Raw genomic sequence first — 16,163 nt, forward strand, 5'->3', positions numbered from 1 at the left:
TTTGTGTCTGAATTTTAATGAATTCAAATCGCTTTCAACGAAACTAGCTAATTGAGTATTTTTCAAGATATATAATCGTTGCTTTGATTACGTATTGTCTACTCTATCCCTCAATGAATTTCGATATCAGGTTGATTTCGCCAATTGGTTATTGCAACAAATGCAGTATGTTTGGTAATAGCAATATGTTTTTGAATAGCATCAATATTTTCATTAGTTGAAAAATTTAAACTGCATACATTTTGTATCACGTCCTTTAGGTTTCTATAAGGAATCTGCTTTAAAGAATATAAACTGTGCATCCTTTGCCACCCTTTGCTATTTGAATAGAGTCGAGCAATCGAAGCGTAAAAGTATTTTGAGTAGCTTTTCGAAAATCGTTGATTTAGTTCTTCTTTGAAAATGGATGGCTCAACTGGTTTACCGTAGCTAATGAGTACATTTTGCAGTGCATCCAAATACGCATTAACGTCAATATTACGATACGCTTGATCTGGTGTCGTATATAGCATCCGATCAAACTGCACAACTCGACCATCTTCAATCAATTGATCCAGATAAAAGGCCGCATGCCCTAAGCTTTTGCTTTTTAGCAAGTTTGCTATTTCAGGCTTTGTATAGGGCTTTTCACGATTATTCATGGCTTCGATGATTACTTCTTTTTGGGTGATTTTTTTAAAACCCTTTTTAAGACCAACTGAATCGGCTTGTGAGCGTCCATCAAAGTAAAAACCATAATCTTCGCCAAAGTGTTTAACAAAATGGCGAATCTCATAGTAGTCAACACGTTTAAGCTCGTCAGAAGCAGAGTAACATTCGTTTAAATGAAAAATATCACGGCCACTTGACTCGACAAACTTTGTTAACTGAAGAAATATTTCATCAAGTTTGATTACCTCTGAACTCATAAAGTTAGTGTGTTTGTATACTCCCTTGCCAGCCAAATAAAGATAATCTCGGTTTTTGAAGGCCTGATGGTCTAATCGATCTTCATAAATTTTTGATCGTGAAAGTTTGTTTGCATTTACAAGCTTGGCAATATCTAACCAAGGCAGGCCTTTGGGATAATTTACTAATACACAGGCACTAGCTTCAGATTTACCCAACAACTTCGGCCATACAAACTCCCCTTCTAGACTCAACACATCCTGAGCAACCAAATGGTGAATAGCGTTGCTAATGTTGCGAATAGTGGGCAACTCTAGGGCAGCTAAGTACTCAGCGATATCTTCAATAACAGAAGGCGCGCCATTTTCGGCAAAGTAACTATTGAGTAATGATTTATCGATTTCTGGATAGACAAAGTTAAACAAGTTATTTTTCTGACATATTAGATCTAAAAACTCGTAAAATGCTTTTTCGGATGAGAAACACGAATATATATCGGGCCATTTTTCTGGAAAACTACGATCTAGTTCTGACTCAATTAACTCCCAAATTATATTTGGGTGTAATCTTAAACATTTGAGAAAAATTTTGTTATTAATAGCTTCTTTTTGACGGATGCGTTCTCGACTTACATTATAACTTACGCCTATATCTTCAAGGGTCTCTTTTTGTTCTACATAGCCCCAACGTCGTTGCACAATGTCGACGTCTTCATCAGAGAGTCTATCCAAAAACAAATCGATATCATCAAGTAACAGTTGCTCTATTTGTTGAAGCGGTAGACCATTAATATTTTTAGGAACTATTAGTCGTGACTCAAAATTTAGATAATTAATTTTACCACTAATAATTGCTTTTATTTCATGCTCGATTTGTCGTTTGAACTCCATAAGAGCACTCACTGCCGCTTGACCAAATCCATCTTTAGATAATAGTTCGTCTCTTTTTAAAGACAAAAAGTCGTCTATATGAAACGTAAAGTCATCAAATTTATGAAATCGAGCATATTTTTCTAATGGCTTAATTAAACTTTCATCCACGCCAACAAGACTAATTCTAAAATCGCTTGTATCTATGGCTGAAAAATCTAATTCATCATTTGGTTGAATAGAATTATCATCTGGCTGATTCATAAATATTTTTAATTCTTTGAAGGTATGAACGTACCAAGCACCTACGTTAGGCAGGTTTTCAATGGCATAAACGGGTAGAGTTATTAGGTCGTACAATTTTTCACCTAATGTAAAAGGTGCAGGACTATCACTGACATTTCTTAGCCTCTTGATTAACTTCATGAATTTTCCTGGCAATTCAAGCGAATCTAAATTGGTATTCAATGGGGGAGTCGGAAATGTACACTCTTGGATATCATTTCTAACTGGGCTTTTTGGGGGGGGCGATTGTGTAGTGTCAAGCACAATCGTTTCGTTTTCCGGTTGCAGGTCACTTGCTTCTAGGGCATTAAAAGATTTATCTTGGCTTGCTTTTTGAGTGAAATAAATTGACCGCAAAACGTCTGCAAAATAGACATTAGTTTTTAAGGCGTTAAAAGACGCCTGATCAAGCTGTTCAATAACATCCCAAAATGAATTGGCTTCCTTGATTAGTATATTCTTGCTTAGCAGAAGGCTCCTTATCCATTTTGACAACGCGACCGTCACTTGGTCTGCATCGATATTAATTTCAACTTCCTCTGCTCTATTGCTCATGCTTTAACATCTTTAGAAAAATGGATACAGAGCGATACTTCTGCTTAATTGGTTTAAGTTCTGACTCAGTTAACAACTTTAAGTCCGCTCGTGTGTGGATTGACCCTTTATATCTTTCAATAAGTTGACACTTTTCAGTATAGGGGCGCTCTTGGACAGACTCAGCAAAACTATTTACATGCTGACGTTCGTTAGGAAATTCTTTGTAAGTATAATCAGGTAACAGTAATTTAATTTCACGTTCGCTGAATTCGAATAACTGCTGATACGCAAAGTTGTGAGTTATGGCTCGTAAAGTGGGAGTAATCCGCGATTTTTCTCGAAATTGAGAGACAAATTCTCGTAACCTTGTTTCCATTGGTTGCAAATCGACATCTTTTCCAAAAGCAGCAAGTAGATAGCTATAGTAAGACCCGAAATGGGTTGCTATTTGATCTAAACTTATATCATCAATATTTTGCGTAAAATCAGAAATGTTCGGAATATCATCGTTTTGTTCTCGATACTTACGTAGCTTATCGATTAGTATTTCACGACTATTTAGCTGCATTTTCATTTGCTCAATTAGCGTGAGTACTCTTGCTGCTTCTTGGCTATAGGTAACTTCTATGGACGAATCGTGTAGAACCAAACTCTTATGAGTTAAGGTGTTGTCATCATCTATTAGGTTGTCTAGATCAACGGGGGTGCGTTCAATTTCTTTTGAAAGTTCTTTAATTTCATTCAATCGTTCTAAAGAGCCAACAAAATCGAGAACGTGCACATAATCTTTATTTGGTGTTTTACGTAACCCTCTACCAAGTTGCTGTAGCCAAATCGTTCGAGAGCCTGTGTGACGCATAAATATTAGTAAATTCGTCTCAGGGATATCTATTCCTTCATTAAACAAGTCACAAACCAAAATAAACTTAAAACTACCTTCACGAAAGTTGCGAATATTTTCTCTACGCTCATGATCCAACATTTTAGAATGAACTAGAGTTGCGGTACCAAGTTCAAAGAAACCTAATAAATGCTTCATGTGCTGTATATTTCGGCAAAATATAATCCCTTTTACATTATTGATTTCTTTTTCGATTATTGTCTTTGTAATTATTTTGACAACCTCTTGATCTTTTTTGTGCAGAAAGAGGCGGCTATCTAAATCTGAAATAGACAATCCACTTTCTAATTGATCAATTCTGTCTTGATCTAAGTCATCAAGTAGTACCATATATTTTGGAAAGGCTAGTTTGCCGTGTTTTAGAGCCCAAACAAGATCGAATTTTCCAATATGTCCATCTGTCCCACCAAAAAAGCCAATAACATCTTTATTGTCTGCACGATAAGGTGTAGCGGTTAGTCCAACCAACAATTTCGGACTGAATAACGTTACTACCTCAGCATATGTTCTCGCAGGCGTGTGATGAGCCTCGTCAACTATTACAAAATCAAAAACTTTTTTTGCAAGCGAATGAATTTGCCCATACAAAGTGTCAAATGAGGCAAATACGAAGTCGGTATCTTCTGGTTCTGAGCCGGAAAAACAGGCGGAAAAACTGTAGTTCCCTATACCCAGCACGTTTTTAAATGATGTAACGGACTGTAATAATATTTCTACTTGGTGTGCTAAAAACAAAATCTTTGGTCTTTGAGTTGATTGTAGAATCAATTTTTTCATTAAATGAGCAACGGTATACGTTTTTCCCAAACCTGTTGCCATTTCAATTAGGAGCCTTGATTTTCCGTTGTGATATTGTGACAAGGCTTCATCAATTACATCTTGTTGATACTTACGAGGTTTAATATCACGGCCTATTTCAGAGTGTTTTACTACCCACATGTTTTGCAATTCATCGCGATCTATGAGTTCGACACCTAGCCTCAAAGCTCGAACTTTTACTTCTGAAGTAAAATATGAATTAGTTACTAAAATCTTATTTGTTACATTGGCTAAATTTGCTCCTGTGACTAGTTGATTTAAAGCTTTGACATCAACAGTGTTGTTTGACGCTCGTTGTTTAACCTCAATTGCAAATTTACGTTTACCTTTAAATGCAAAAATATCAACACCACCATCGCCGTGCTTGAATTCCTTGCCTATCTTGGTAATTCTTGCATCGCTCCATCCGGCCACCACAAATAAATCTCTGATAAATATTTCGAAATCGGATGGTGAAAGTGCATCTATATCTTTAAATTCACTAATCATATCTTTGATTAATCCTTTATTGAATCGAGAGCGCTTTTGCTTCGTAAGGCAATTTCACAAACACCTTTATTGGTGCAGCGCGAGGTCATTTTTTGTCTCCGTAACTGTACCCCGGCGCAATCGCTAAGTTTTGCAAATTGTTCAACGTAAACCGATTTTGTAGCCAAAGCTGGTACTCCGGTCCCTTTAAGGTGGCACGTTCAGTGCAGTCGACGTTCCATCGTCTTAACAGGTAGCCTGCCATCGCCGCTCGTACTTCGATCAGCAATTGCTCATTCTCCATACCGTAATCCATCTCGATGGCAGTAGGATATTCAACGTTCTTTGGATGAGGCACCAATTGCAGCGGAATTAAACGTTGCCATTCGGCATCGGCCGTTGCCTGTTCATGTTGCCCGGGAGCACTTTTGAGTGTGACCTTACTAATGCGGGTTAAGACAAAATCGCGAAAGCTGTTACTTTTGCGATCAAAAGCTCGAACATGCCACCGCAGGCCGTTATCCACAATGGCATGAGGCACCAGTTCCCGCGCCGCGGAGCCACTGGATAGTGAGGTATAAATAATGCTCACCGCTTTGTTATTGAGAATGGCTTGTACCAGTCTGGCCACAATAAAAATATCCGGCACATTTAAACTCGATGGTGCTTCCACCGGAAAATGCACATCGCCAATGGCATCAAAACCATCGGAAATATCATTGGCTAATTTGGTTAGGGTGCGGCGCGCATCGTGCTCAAACAGCGGTTTAAATTCGGCCGTCTGGCAGTATCTGCGTTCAATGGTGTCGTAGCTAAGATTATGCGGGGCTAGCTCTTTATATAAACTAAAATCGCGAGAGCCTGCCGATAGCCCAACTTCAAAGCGGTTGATTAGATCCTGACGGTAAATTGTGCCTTTAAACAACAGGCAAAAGTCGATATAGGCAAGGCGTTGTTTTTGAGCAAAGCTGATGGAATTGAGCATTGTCCCTATTTATTATTTTTATAGTTTCGCCCAGTGTGGTTCGTTTTGAAACGGTTGTAAAGGGTAGATATAATTAATTCAGTAGAAAATCAGCTTTTGATTCTTCCGTATTTGCATCAACGCCTTTGACTTTGTGTATGGCTTAATACTGCACCATTATAATTAATACCCAATCAATGTTTGGACTGGATTATAATATCGGCTTATCAAACAAGGATGTCTGAATATGCCAAGAAAGAACGTGTCTTTTGCTAATCTTCTTTTTCACGCTCCGTGGTGGGTTTCTGTCTTAATGGCTGGGGTAGTTTACGTTGTGTTGGGACATGTTTTACCGGCATGGGAAACTGAAAACCCGATAATCAACACAGTACTCAAAGCCTTTGTTATTCCTGCGCCGTACTTTGCATTTTTCATGTTAATGATAGCGCCATTTGCCTTTTTTAACTCTCTTCGAAAAGCAAAGCAATTGGATGCTCAACGCAATATTGAATCCATTCGACAACTCCACTGGCGCAATTTTGAAGAGCTGGTGGCAGAAGCTTATCGCAGGCAGAGTTATCGGGTAACGGAAGGCGGTTTCGGTGCAGATGGAGGTATCGACCTAGAATTGAGGAAGAGCGGCGAGCTCACACTGGTGCAATGCAAGCAGTGGAAAAACCAGAAAGTCGGTGTGAATGTGGTGCGTGAAATGTATGGCGTATTGACCGCGAGTAATGCAAACAACGTCGTCATTATCTGCTCAGGCCGGTTTACCCAGCAGGCGATAGATTTTGCGGCTGACAAACCTATCACTCTGGTTGGCGGAGATGGACTGGTTTCGCTAATTCGCGATGTACAAGCAGAACCCAATATTGAACCTCCTGAAAAAAAGTCATGCCCAAGGTGTGGCGGCGAACTTGTAGAACGTGTTGCTAAACGAGGAGCCAATAGTGGTAATAGTTTTCTTGGTTGTTCAAACTTTCCAAAATGTCGCCATATTGAAAATTAAAGAGTCAGGACGACTATGTATATCTCATGTCGCCATTCAATTTGTTGATTGTATTTTAAACAGGTTGGATTTTAACAAGCAAAACTTGTTAGGCAACTAATCGGCTGGTGAGCTACTTTTCAAATATAGACATGTAGGATTTATACGTCTTTACTGAGGCTATCGCCAACTCCTTCGTTGGCAAATTGCATAAATTCGCTGCAAAGGAGTCCCTCTGCTTAACGTGCTGCTTGCAGTTTAATTGCAACGTTTTGTATATGTCATTCGCACCGGCTAGGTTATCGTTCAATAACCAATATCCCATCAAGAGCATGTCAGCCTGAACAAAATTATGATTTCCTTTTGATATATATTTGTCTCTTGCGCGGGCTAATTTCTCCATCGCTGATTCAGCATTGTTCCCCCTAAGTAATATGACACCTTCCCAAAAGAAACCTTCTGGATTTTCGGGAAACATTGTCTCAAGATCGGTCGAATGTTTTAACGCTTCTTCAGTTCGGCGCGTCTCAATTAATATCGGAATAATGTTCTGAATTGCGATTTCATTATCGGGCTTAACTTCCAGAGAGCGTTTGTATAAATCGACTACTTCACTGTTTCTACCTAAGCGCCTCATCGCACGAGCATGATGATCTATTGCCGGATAGTATGCGGGACATTCTTCATAAATTGATTGATATTGAGTGGCTGCTTCTGCAAATAATTCTTGAGAAAACGTTGCATTCGCTTTGGAAAACAACTCGTTCATTCTAGCTTTTCGCGCAGGAGGAATATGCAACTCTAATAAGTGCACACTTTCGTGCACAAATATCATGAATAGCCATTCCGTGCTTTTGCCTGGTAATTGCTTTAATGACGAAATCGGTATTCCTGACATTCGACTTCCAACACTACGAGGATCGCGTCGGATAATTGATCCATCAATATAAGTTTCACGTTCGCACGCAAACGTCACTCCAGCACTGAATAGCTCACTCTCTAAGAACAACTTGTAGTTTGTGGGAAACCACCAAAGACTTAGCGCTTTCTCGACGTCAATTACATAAAGTTTTGGCGTATAATGAGTTGAAGCAGACTGAGGCTGATTAACTAGAATACCTTTTTGATCCGCAAATTCCTTTATCGAATCAGTTGGCTTGATGAGAAGTCCGTGCCTTGATGCAAGTTCTACAAATGCTTTACTCTGAAATGGTTGATTAAAAAAATGCCAAAACTGATTCACTCCGCCCAAAAGAAGCGTCAACAAAAAGATACAAAGTACTATGAGTTTTCCTTTCTTCATTACCCCGTTCCAGCTTTCTGAGTACCTTTACGAGTAAGATTAACGCCAAGCATCGTTTGCCAGAAGAAGCCATTCTGAAACGCCATAAGTGATCCAGCAAAGGCATCTGGATGTTCAATAGCTACTGAATAAGTAACAAACAATACTAACGGAGATAATACTATAGGTGCGAATGACGCAAGTGTTAGCCTGGAAGATGGATCTTGTGATCTCGCCCAGATGATACTCGACAAGATACCGAGCAGAGTACTTAGTCCAAGGATAAAGCCAGGAAACATACTGGCGTATGCAGGCCAATTATCTTGCACAATTTGTGGAGCAGTAAATCTGGTAATTGAATCTTCTATTCCTGTTGCGTGCGGATACAAAAACCACCACCCTGCGATATGCAAGGCTACGCAAATCAAGATTCCGACAACAATTAATATTTTTTTCATCAAAATCCCTTTATTTTTCAGAACTATGTTGACGACGAGTCAATAAAGGACAACAGCTTTAATATCAAGACCATAAACACTTCCTGACAGTCCTTGCTATCTGTATAACCACTCTACAGATGCACGAAAACGAATGGAAGCCTGTTTTCATCAATTACAACAAAAAGCTCCATTGCTCCTTGCAACCAATTGATTCTTTTCTTTTAACCCACCTAATAGTAAAGCAAGGTTATTGTTAGCGTACTAACATAAAATTATTGTATGGATGGTCTCCAGTCATCTGATTGATGTACAAATAACGTTGAACTTTGAGCAAAAAGCTGATTACCGTCGTTACCATGACAGACGGGCGACGACACGCTTGTCGGCAGCGAGCAGCGAAAACGACCAGCCATTGCGCTCACACAACCGTTGCACTATACCCAGTCCCAGACCATAGCCTTGAGAGGACGTAGCGGTCGGAGCTTGCCGCTCATCAGTTTCACTGCTCAATTGGTTGGTGATTAATAGCTCATGCTCTTTGATGAGAATGGTAATCTGTCCCTGTTCGTCGAGCGTGTGCTCGAATGCATTTCTAACCAGATTATTGACTGCGATAGAAAAAGCTTGTGGATGTCCGCAGACTTTGGGTTTTACGAGAGCGTCGATTTCAACATCGATGCACTTGCTGCTTAACAGGTAGCGCTGCTGTTCTATCGCCTGGTTCACCAACGGCATCACTAAAAATTGCTCGTCATACAATCCGTCGTCGATTTCGCGAGCAAGGCACAAGAACATTTCAATCGTGGTTTTCATGTCGAGTGTTGCCCGTCTCACTCTATCCAGCGCTTTCACGTCGGCCGCTGACAGGTCGCTTTGTTCAAGCAACTCAAGCGCGCCTGTGATTACCGTGATCGGCGTGCGTAACTCATGACTGGCTGAACTGGTAAAGTATCGTTCCCTTTCAACAAATGCGCTGATACGTTCAAGCGTTTTCTCGATGGTCTTAGCGAGCAAGCCAACTTCATCATCGCCGAACCGGCTGGATTCTATGCGTTTATGATCTTCAGCCGATAGTTTTTCTGGGTCGATGTCTGCTACCGCCTTTGCGAGTTGCGCGACCGGGGCGACCGCTTTACGCATCACAACTATACCCAGACCGAAACCAAGCGCGCCTAGCGTCCCCACGACACCGGTGATCACAAGTAATAACCACCAGTCTTCTGACGATGCAGCTTCAATCTCGGCAACATCGAAAACCAAAAATGCGCGCGATTGTTCATTGTCGGTAGATAGCACCGCTACATGCAACTCTTCGGTTTCGAACTCGTAAAATCCTTCAGCAGGGTTTGTCTGCGCCCACTCCCTGAGTGATTCCGGCAAGTTATCAACGTTGTCGTAACCGCGAAGGTCGGTCGATATATCGGGATAACTTTGGGCGGCGCGCTGCAGCTGATGCTGCAACACATGGTCTTCGGTCAATCTGATCGCAGCGAAGAAAGCGAACCCCCAGAGCACGCTGAGCACAGCAACACAGATGGCAAATGCAATTGCGACACGCTTGCGCAAACTGTATCGATACATTACTCATCCTCTGCAATTCGGTAGCCGATCCGATGTACCGTATGAATTAGCGGTTTCTCAAACGGTTTATCGATAGCCTGCCGCAGTTTGTACATATGCGAGCGAAGCGCATCGCCATCAGGGTGCTCGTCAGCCCATAACAAGGTTTCAAGAACATCGCGCTTCACCACCGACGGTGCCTCTTCCATTAGCCGTTGTAGCAATTTCATGCCAGTAGGGTTGAGATCGACGCGCCGTCCCGCGCGATGGACTTGTAGCGTGGAACGATTCAGAGTCAGCTCACCAACAGTTAACAGGTTGTCGGTTTTTCCGTGACTGCGTTTGTACAGCGCTTGCAGTCGAGCATGTAGTTCTTGCAATGCGAATGGCTTGACCAGATAGTCATCGGCTCCCGCCTCAAACCCCTTCAGTTTATCGTCCAGCGTGTCTCTCGCCGTTAGCATCAGTACAGGCGTTGCAACTAAGGCATCAGCTCGCAGCTTTTGGCAAAAACTCAAGCCATCCATCCCCGGCAGCATCAGATCCAGAACAATCACATCAAACGAATTGGTCAATGCCAGGTGCATCGCGCTGACACCGTCATAGGCAAAATCCAGTATATAGCTGTGCTTTTCGAGATAGGCGGCAATATTCTCACAAATATCGCGGTTGTCTTCGACAATCAATGCTCTGATTGTTGGTGCACCAAACGCCTGTACCATATGCTTTTCCCCTTGCGCCTTTACCATGCGTAGTCCATTCGCAGACCAATCAGCGGCTCGGCTTCGCTATCGTCTTTCACTTCAACACCTCGGCGGTAGTCAAACTCGGTGTCGTCGCTTGACGATGCTGCCGTTACATTGATGACATCGAGAAAGGCGGTGACATCGATGGGACCAAAAGCGCGCCGATAGTCAACACGAACGTTCAACAAGCCAGAACCACTTTTACGACCAACATTACGTTCGGTAATCTCTTTTGAGTAGCGTAGGGGCTGTCCTGACCCTAACACGTCTGAGTGAATAATAAACTCGTCGTCTGGTCTGCCGGACAGATATTTGTAGCGCCCGGCAACCTTCCAGTGATCGTTGATTTCCCAGGTCAAGCCGAGCGTAGCGACATGTTTGCGACTAAATTCTGCGGCGACATCCCCGCGACCATCTTTGCGGTCAACAACGGCATCATTGTAAGAATAGGTTGCGGTAGCATAAAGGCCTTCGAAAATCGTACCCTGCACCACGAAATCGACACCGTACGACGAACCATCACCCAGGTTGGCAAAGGTTCCGCTTGCCCGGTCAAGGTCTACCACCAGTTTGTCGAGGCTTTGATAATAGGCCTCGGTTAACAGGGACCAGTTGTTGGTCGGGAAATACTTAAAACCGACACTGGTATGGGTGATTTTTTCAGTCTTAAGCTTGTTTGACTCATTAGCAGCAAGTTCTAAATAGCGTGGTGACTGATGAAATAATCCAGCGGTGGCAAAATACCTGACACTGTTACCCGGCTGCCAGTTGACGCTAAACCTCGGTGACGCAAAACTTTCGTCGGCAAAACCGTCCCGTTCGACCCGCAAGCCAGTGCCAAGATCCCAATCACCGAATTCAAAAACCTGATCGACGTAGCCAGCATAGTTGGTTTCTTTCTGTCGTATTGATGAGTTGATACTCTCAGGCGTCAGTACTATAAAATGCTGCCCGGGATCCGGTCTGAAGTCATCGTCGTCGTAGACAAACCGGTTCCAATTGCCATCCAGGACAGTGTTGTAGTCCAGTTCAATCTGCGTAACCCGAACACCGGCACTGAACGTACCCCATTGATTGAGTGTTTCAAAGTCGCTTCGCCAGCCGATCTCCGTTTCATTTTCACCTATGGTAATAATGTTCTCCCGCACCGGAAAATCAGACGCGGGCGAGTCTGCGGGGACCAGATCAGGAAAGGCCTCACCTTCTGAGCTGATTTTGTCACTTTTGCGGTAATAAAGCTTGTTGGTCCAGACCGCTTGATCAAAAACTAATGACCGCAGAGTTAAACCATATAAATCACTATCCTGCACTTCATCCTGCAGCGCGACATCTTCGAAATTTGGCGACGCAAAAACGTGAGTGACACCGCGAGTGTAGTCCTCGTGGGTATCCATTAGCAGAACTTCCAGTGTGTTGTCCGGATTAACAGGGATAACCGACTTGACGATGATATCTCTTAACACCGGCTCACCAATGTCCAGCTCTTCAATCGTTTCAAATAACTTGCCGAAGTCCAGTCGACGGGCAGACATCAGCATGGTTGCGTCTTTAGTGATGCCGACAGGGCCATCGTAACCCACTTCATAGCCTGCGAGGTCATAGCGAAAACTGGCTGACGGACTTGGGTTACCATCGGCAACGTCCAGCTTGAGTAGCGATGCTGCACGGCCACCATAAGCCGGCCCCCAACCACCTGGAGAGAACTCCGCTCCGCTGACGACGTTGGGTGCGAAAATCGAGAAACGGCCGCCCCCACCGATATCTTCCTCTTCTCCCAGTGTTGCATCAAAGTGCACGGCTTTATCAAAGGGAAAGCCATCAACGAATAACAAATTATCTCTTGGTCCGCGGCCGCGTACACTAAAGCTGGCGAATTCACTGTTGGATGCCAGGCCGGGCAATCCGTCCAACGAGAGGAGTGGATCTGCACCACCACCCACAGCGCTTCGCAACGCTTCTCTGTCGAGATAGGTGCTGGAAGCTGAGGCAGAGATATCGGCTTGCTGCGCCCGAACCTCCACGACTTCAATTGTGTGTTCTCTAAGTTTAAATTCTACCTTGATATTTTTGCGCGTCACCACGCGTATGCTTGGCTCATACAATGAAGCGAACCCGCTTTTGGTCACGTTCACCGAGTAGAGACCCGGGTCGAGCTGTTCAACGACGGTGCGACCTTGTTCGTCGGTTGCTAACGTTTGCGTAGACGAGGTTTCTCGTTCCTTGAGTGTGATCTGCACACTTGATAATGGCCGGTCTGTATTCTGATCTTTGACTATAATGGTCAGCGAACCGGGCGCCTCGGCTGCATTTGCGCAAAATGGAAAGCCAATCATAAGCGGCCACAGAGTCAACCAGGATATTTGTCTCAGGTACCTGCTCATAGTGCTATCCCTCCAAGATTTAACCACCATGCCTGTCTCAATTGCTTGCTCATATAGCTATCCTCCAACGATTAATTGTATTTATTTGATGAAACGCTGTGAGGTTAGCAAAGCCAATGTGACTAAAATGTCGCCAAAATATGAAGGCTACATTATGCCGCATTTAGAAAAACATCAATTTCATCGATGGCGACTGACGCGGCACGCACGCTAAAAGTAAAGTCGTCGGAAACCTAATCAAATCCCCCGCGAACTAGCTAACTGTAGTTACGTAACTATTATGGTTGCATAATAATAGTTGTTTATGTAATTATATTTGTTACAAGAGTAGGCCAATACAATCGAGAACATAACTATGGATAACGACAGACCCAATTTTTTTGGTAAAGAACATGCCGCTCATTACGATAAAAGCTCAGAGCGTCTTGCTGCGCTTAAAAATGCCCTGCACTCGATCTTGAATATTGTCTTTAGGGACTTGCCGTCCCAAAGCGAGATATTGTGCGTCGGGGCCGGGACGGGGGCTGAAATTATAGCCCTGGCCGAGTGTTATCCGGAGTGGCGATTCATGGCACTCGATCCGTCAGAAGCAATGCTGGATGTATGCAGGCAGAAAGTTGAAAAAGCGGGCTTGTCAGCAAGGTGTGATTTTCATATCGGCTATATCGACTCACTTCCAGCAGATAAATTCTATGATGCGGCCACCTCGATTTTGGTTTCGCAGTTTTTAACTGATGTACAACAGCGACGCGAATTTTTTAAACAGGTCCGTAATCGCATGAAATCCGGGGGCTATTTATTTAACGCCGATCTTGCTCGCCCGGCAACAGCCCAGTCCTATGAAGGATTAAAAGACGCGTGGATTAAAATGCAAATGTTTACCGGACTATCCAGACAAAAGGCACAAGAATCAACTGCGTTGTGGAGAACCCATCTTGCAGTGTCAGAGCCTGCCGAAATTGAAAGTATTATTGTCTCAGGAGGGTTCCAAAGTCCGCTACTCTGTTACCAGGCACTATTCATTCATGCATGGTGCGCGAAAGTGCCCAATAACGTTTTATCCTCTTGTTAGGATTTTATCGGAGCTAGAGAATCGGTCAGCTGTTGTGAACACCATCCCGTACTGGAAGTCCGCTTTTCTGCTGGCCAAAGCAGCTTATTGTTGATCTACCTAGATCCGGCATTACCGCAAAGAGTCGCCATGCCAACTGCGACACAGCAATTTTATTAAATGGTACACGACAGGTTAATTAGTGCTGTTTTTATATGTAGGTACAGCAAAATAATCCAGCTTGTTCTTAAATCTGCAACTCTAATTGCTAAATGCAAGATTTTATTAGTCAAATAACAAATTTGACCACTAACCCTTTTTTCCGTTTATGTCACACTGTTTGTTAAATAAATGTTAACCAATCATTGTGAGAGGATCTGAAATAATGACTATTTCGGGCAAGTTATTGATCGCAGGAGAGTGGCAAGAGGGTGACGCGGGCAGTTTTCAAGCGGTGAATCCGGCCACCGGACAACCCATAGCGACACAACACACTAAAGCCAGCGAACAGCAAGTTAGCGTAGCAGCAGAATTAGCGGGAGAGGCCTTCGCTGGCTACCGTAATACATCGCTAAAAGCGCGGGCGACATTTCTGCATGCCTGTGCTGATCACATTATGCAACTGGGTGATGAATTATTAGACTGTATGCAACAGGAAACCGGCTACCCCCGTGGTCGTTGTGAGGGGGAGCGGGCACGCACTGTTGGTCAGTTGCGAATGCAGGCTGATTATATTGTTTCTGGTGATTATCTGGATCCACGTATTGATTCCGCCTTGCCTCAACGACAGCCAATACCACGCCCTGATCTGCGTTATTTAAATCAGGCAATAGGGGTTGTGGCGGTGTTTGCCGTGAGCAATTTCCCGTTGGCCTATTCTAGTGCTGGTGGTGACACGGCATCGGCACTGGCAGCAGGATGTCCAGTTATTGTGAAAGGACATCCTTCGCACCCGGGTACCGGAGAATTAGTGGTTCAGGCCTTGCAACGGGCGGCCAGAGAATGTGATATGCCGACCGGCGTGATCAGTTATATCCAGGGCGACGATAATATCGCCGGGGCGGCATTAATTAATGCACCACAAGTAAAGGCTATCGGCTTTACTGGCTCCATCAAAGGAGGAACCAGTATCGCTAAAATGGCGGCAGTTCGGCCGGAACCTATTCCGGTTTTTGCCGAAATGGGCAGCATTAATCCTGTGGTGTTACTGCCCCATGCATTGGCGGAATCGGCCACTGATATTGCTGCTGGATTCGTGGGGGCACTGACACTTGGTACCGGACAGTTTTGTGTTAATCCGGGGCTGATTGTTGCGCTAAAAAGTCCTCATCTGGATACCTTCGTTGAGGCAGTCAGTGCACAGTTGAATGGAGCTGGCGCGGGCGTGATGCTTAATCAACGGATCTGCCAAAATTACCAACAAGGTGTAGAGCAATTTACCCAGTATTCAGGTGTTGCCGTCGCGGCCAATGGCGAGCCCGTTGCGCAAACTGAAGGGTTCTACGCCCAGACGGCATTATTCCGCACTCAGGCGTCGTATTTTCTTGCCAATCCGCAATTACATGAAGAAGTGTTTGGACCAGCATCACTGTTGGTGGAGTGTGAAACAGTTGCTCAAATCCAACAAGTGTTACTGAGTTTGCCGGGGCAGTTAACCGGCACTGTACATGGCGCTAAAGATGAACTTGAGGAGCATTCTGCATTATTGGATCTGCTGTCAGTTAAAGTCGGCAGAATGGTGATCAACGGATTTCCAACGGGGGTCGAAGTTTGTCCCGCCATGGTTCATGGTGGCCCTTTCCCGGCCTCTACCGATTCGCGTTTTACTGCAGTTGGGACCGCTGCCATCCATCGCTGGATCAGACCCGTCTGTTATCAAAATTTTCCGCAAACATTGTTACCAGAGGCATTAAAAGATGCCAATCCATTAGGTTTGTTACGGACTGTCAACGGTATTAAAACCCTTGATCCCATCGTTTAACGC

General features: G+C 43.7%; 11 protein-coding genes. 3 read left to right on the top strand and 8 right to left on the bottom strand.

Annotation, left to right across the window (positions count from 1 at the left end; all coding sequences use genetic code 11):
• Window positions 1-110: 110 nt before the first annotated feature.
• The 3 genes from V1467_RS03370 to V1467_RS03380 all read right to left on the bottom strand — a co-directional run bounded on the left by V1467_RS03370 (window position 111) and on the right by V1467_RS03380 (window position 5,752).
• On the bottom strand, window positions 111-2,597 hold the full coding sequence (locus V1467_RS03370) for a sigma factor-like helix-turn-helix DNA-binding protein (RefSeq protein ID WP_416307393.1): 2,487 nt from the start codon (window positions 2,595-2,597) through the stop codon (window positions 111-113).
• On the bottom strand, window positions 2,587-4,788 hold the full coding sequence (locus V1467_RS03375; protein ID WP_416307394.1) for a DEAD/DEAH box helicase family protein: 2,202 nt from the start codon (window positions 4,786-4,788) through the stop codon (window positions 2,587-2,589). Before V1467_RS03375 ends, V1467_RS03370 begins: the two co-directional genes overlap by 11 nt.
• Window positions 4,789-4,873: 85 nt before the next feature.
• Complete coding sequence (locus V1467_RS03380; protein ID WP_416307395.1) at window positions 4,874-5,752, bottom strand: WYL domain-containing protein; 879 nt, start codon at window positions 5,750-5,752, stop codon at window positions 4,874-4,876.
• A gap of 226 nt (window positions 5,753-5,978) precedes the next feature.
• On the opposite strand from V1467_RS03380, the gene V1467_RS03385 reads away from it, so the two are divergent.
• A complete protein-coding gene (locus V1467_RS03385) occupies window positions 5,979-6,740 on the top strand; it encodes a DUF2034 domain-containing protein (protein WP_416307396.1) in 762 nt (253 codons plus the stop codon).
• Window positions 6,741-6,852: 112 nt separating this feature from the next.
• Here V1467_RS03385 and V1467_RS03390 read toward each other — a convergent pair whose 3' ends face one another.
• From V1467_RS03390 to V1467_RS03410, 5 genes are all read right to left on the bottom strand, one after another.
• Window positions 6,853-8,022 carry a hypothetical protein gene (locus V1467_RS03390; protein ID WP_416307397.1) on the bottom strand — a complete coding sequence of 390 codons (1,170 nt, stop codon included), beginning with the start codon at window positions 8,020-8,022 and terminating at the stop codon, window positions 6,853-6,855.
• The gene (locus V1467_RS03395; RefSeq protein WP_416307398.1) at window positions 8,022-8,459 is read right to left on the bottom strand and encodes a hypothetical protein; all 438 of its coding nucleotides are present in this window, start codon (window positions 8,457-8,459) and stop codon (window positions 8,022-8,024) included. The genes V1467_RS03390 and V1467_RS03395 overlap by 1 nt, the downstream gene beginning before the upstream one ends.
• A 333-nt stretch (window positions 8,460-8,792) precedes the next feature.
• Window positions 8,793-10,022, bottom strand: a complete 1,230-nt coding sequence (locus tag V1467_RS03400; protein WP_416307399.1) for a sensor histidine kinase — start codon at window positions 10,020-10,022, stop codon at window positions 8,793-8,795.
• Window positions 10,022-10,696: a response regulator transcription factor gene (locus tag V1467_RS03405; protein WP_416308640.1), complete on the bottom strand. Its 675-nt coding sequence runs from the start codon at window positions 10,694-10,696 to the stop codon at window positions 10,022-10,024. The genes V1467_RS03400 and V1467_RS03405 overlap by 1 nt, the downstream gene beginning before the upstream one ends.
• 47 nt (window positions 10,697-10,743) lie before the next feature.
• A complete protein-coding gene (locus tag V1467_RS03410; protein ID WP_416307400.1) occupies window positions 10,744-13,158 on the bottom strand; it encodes a TonB-dependent receptor in 2,415 nt (804 codons plus the stop codon).
• A 325-nt stretch (window positions 13,159-13,483) separates the two neighbouring features.
• Here V1467_RS03410 and V1467_RS03415 point away from each other — a divergent pair, with 325 nt between their 5' ends.
• Window positions 13,484-14,200: a class I SAM-dependent methyltransferase gene (locus V1467_RS03415; protein WP_416307401.1), complete on the top strand. Its 717-nt coding sequence runs from the start codon at window positions 13,484-13,486 to the stop codon at window positions 14,198-14,200.
• 364 nt (window positions 14,201-14,564) lie between these two features.
• Window positions 14,565-16,160, top strand: a complete 1,596-nt coding sequence (locus V1467_RS03420; RefSeq protein WP_416307402.1) for an aldehyde dehydrogenase (NADP(+)) — start codon at window positions 14,565-14,567, stop codon at window positions 16,158-16,160.
• The last annotated feature ends 3 nt before the right edge of the window (window positions 16,161-16,163 follow it).

Origin of the sequence: Neptunicella plasticusilytica (assembly GCF_047922965.1) — a bacterium.
In the GTDB taxonomy this organism is placed as follows: Bacteria; Pseudomonadota; Gammaproteobacteria; order Enterobacterales; family Alteromonadaceae; genus Neptunicella; species Neptunicella plasticusilytica.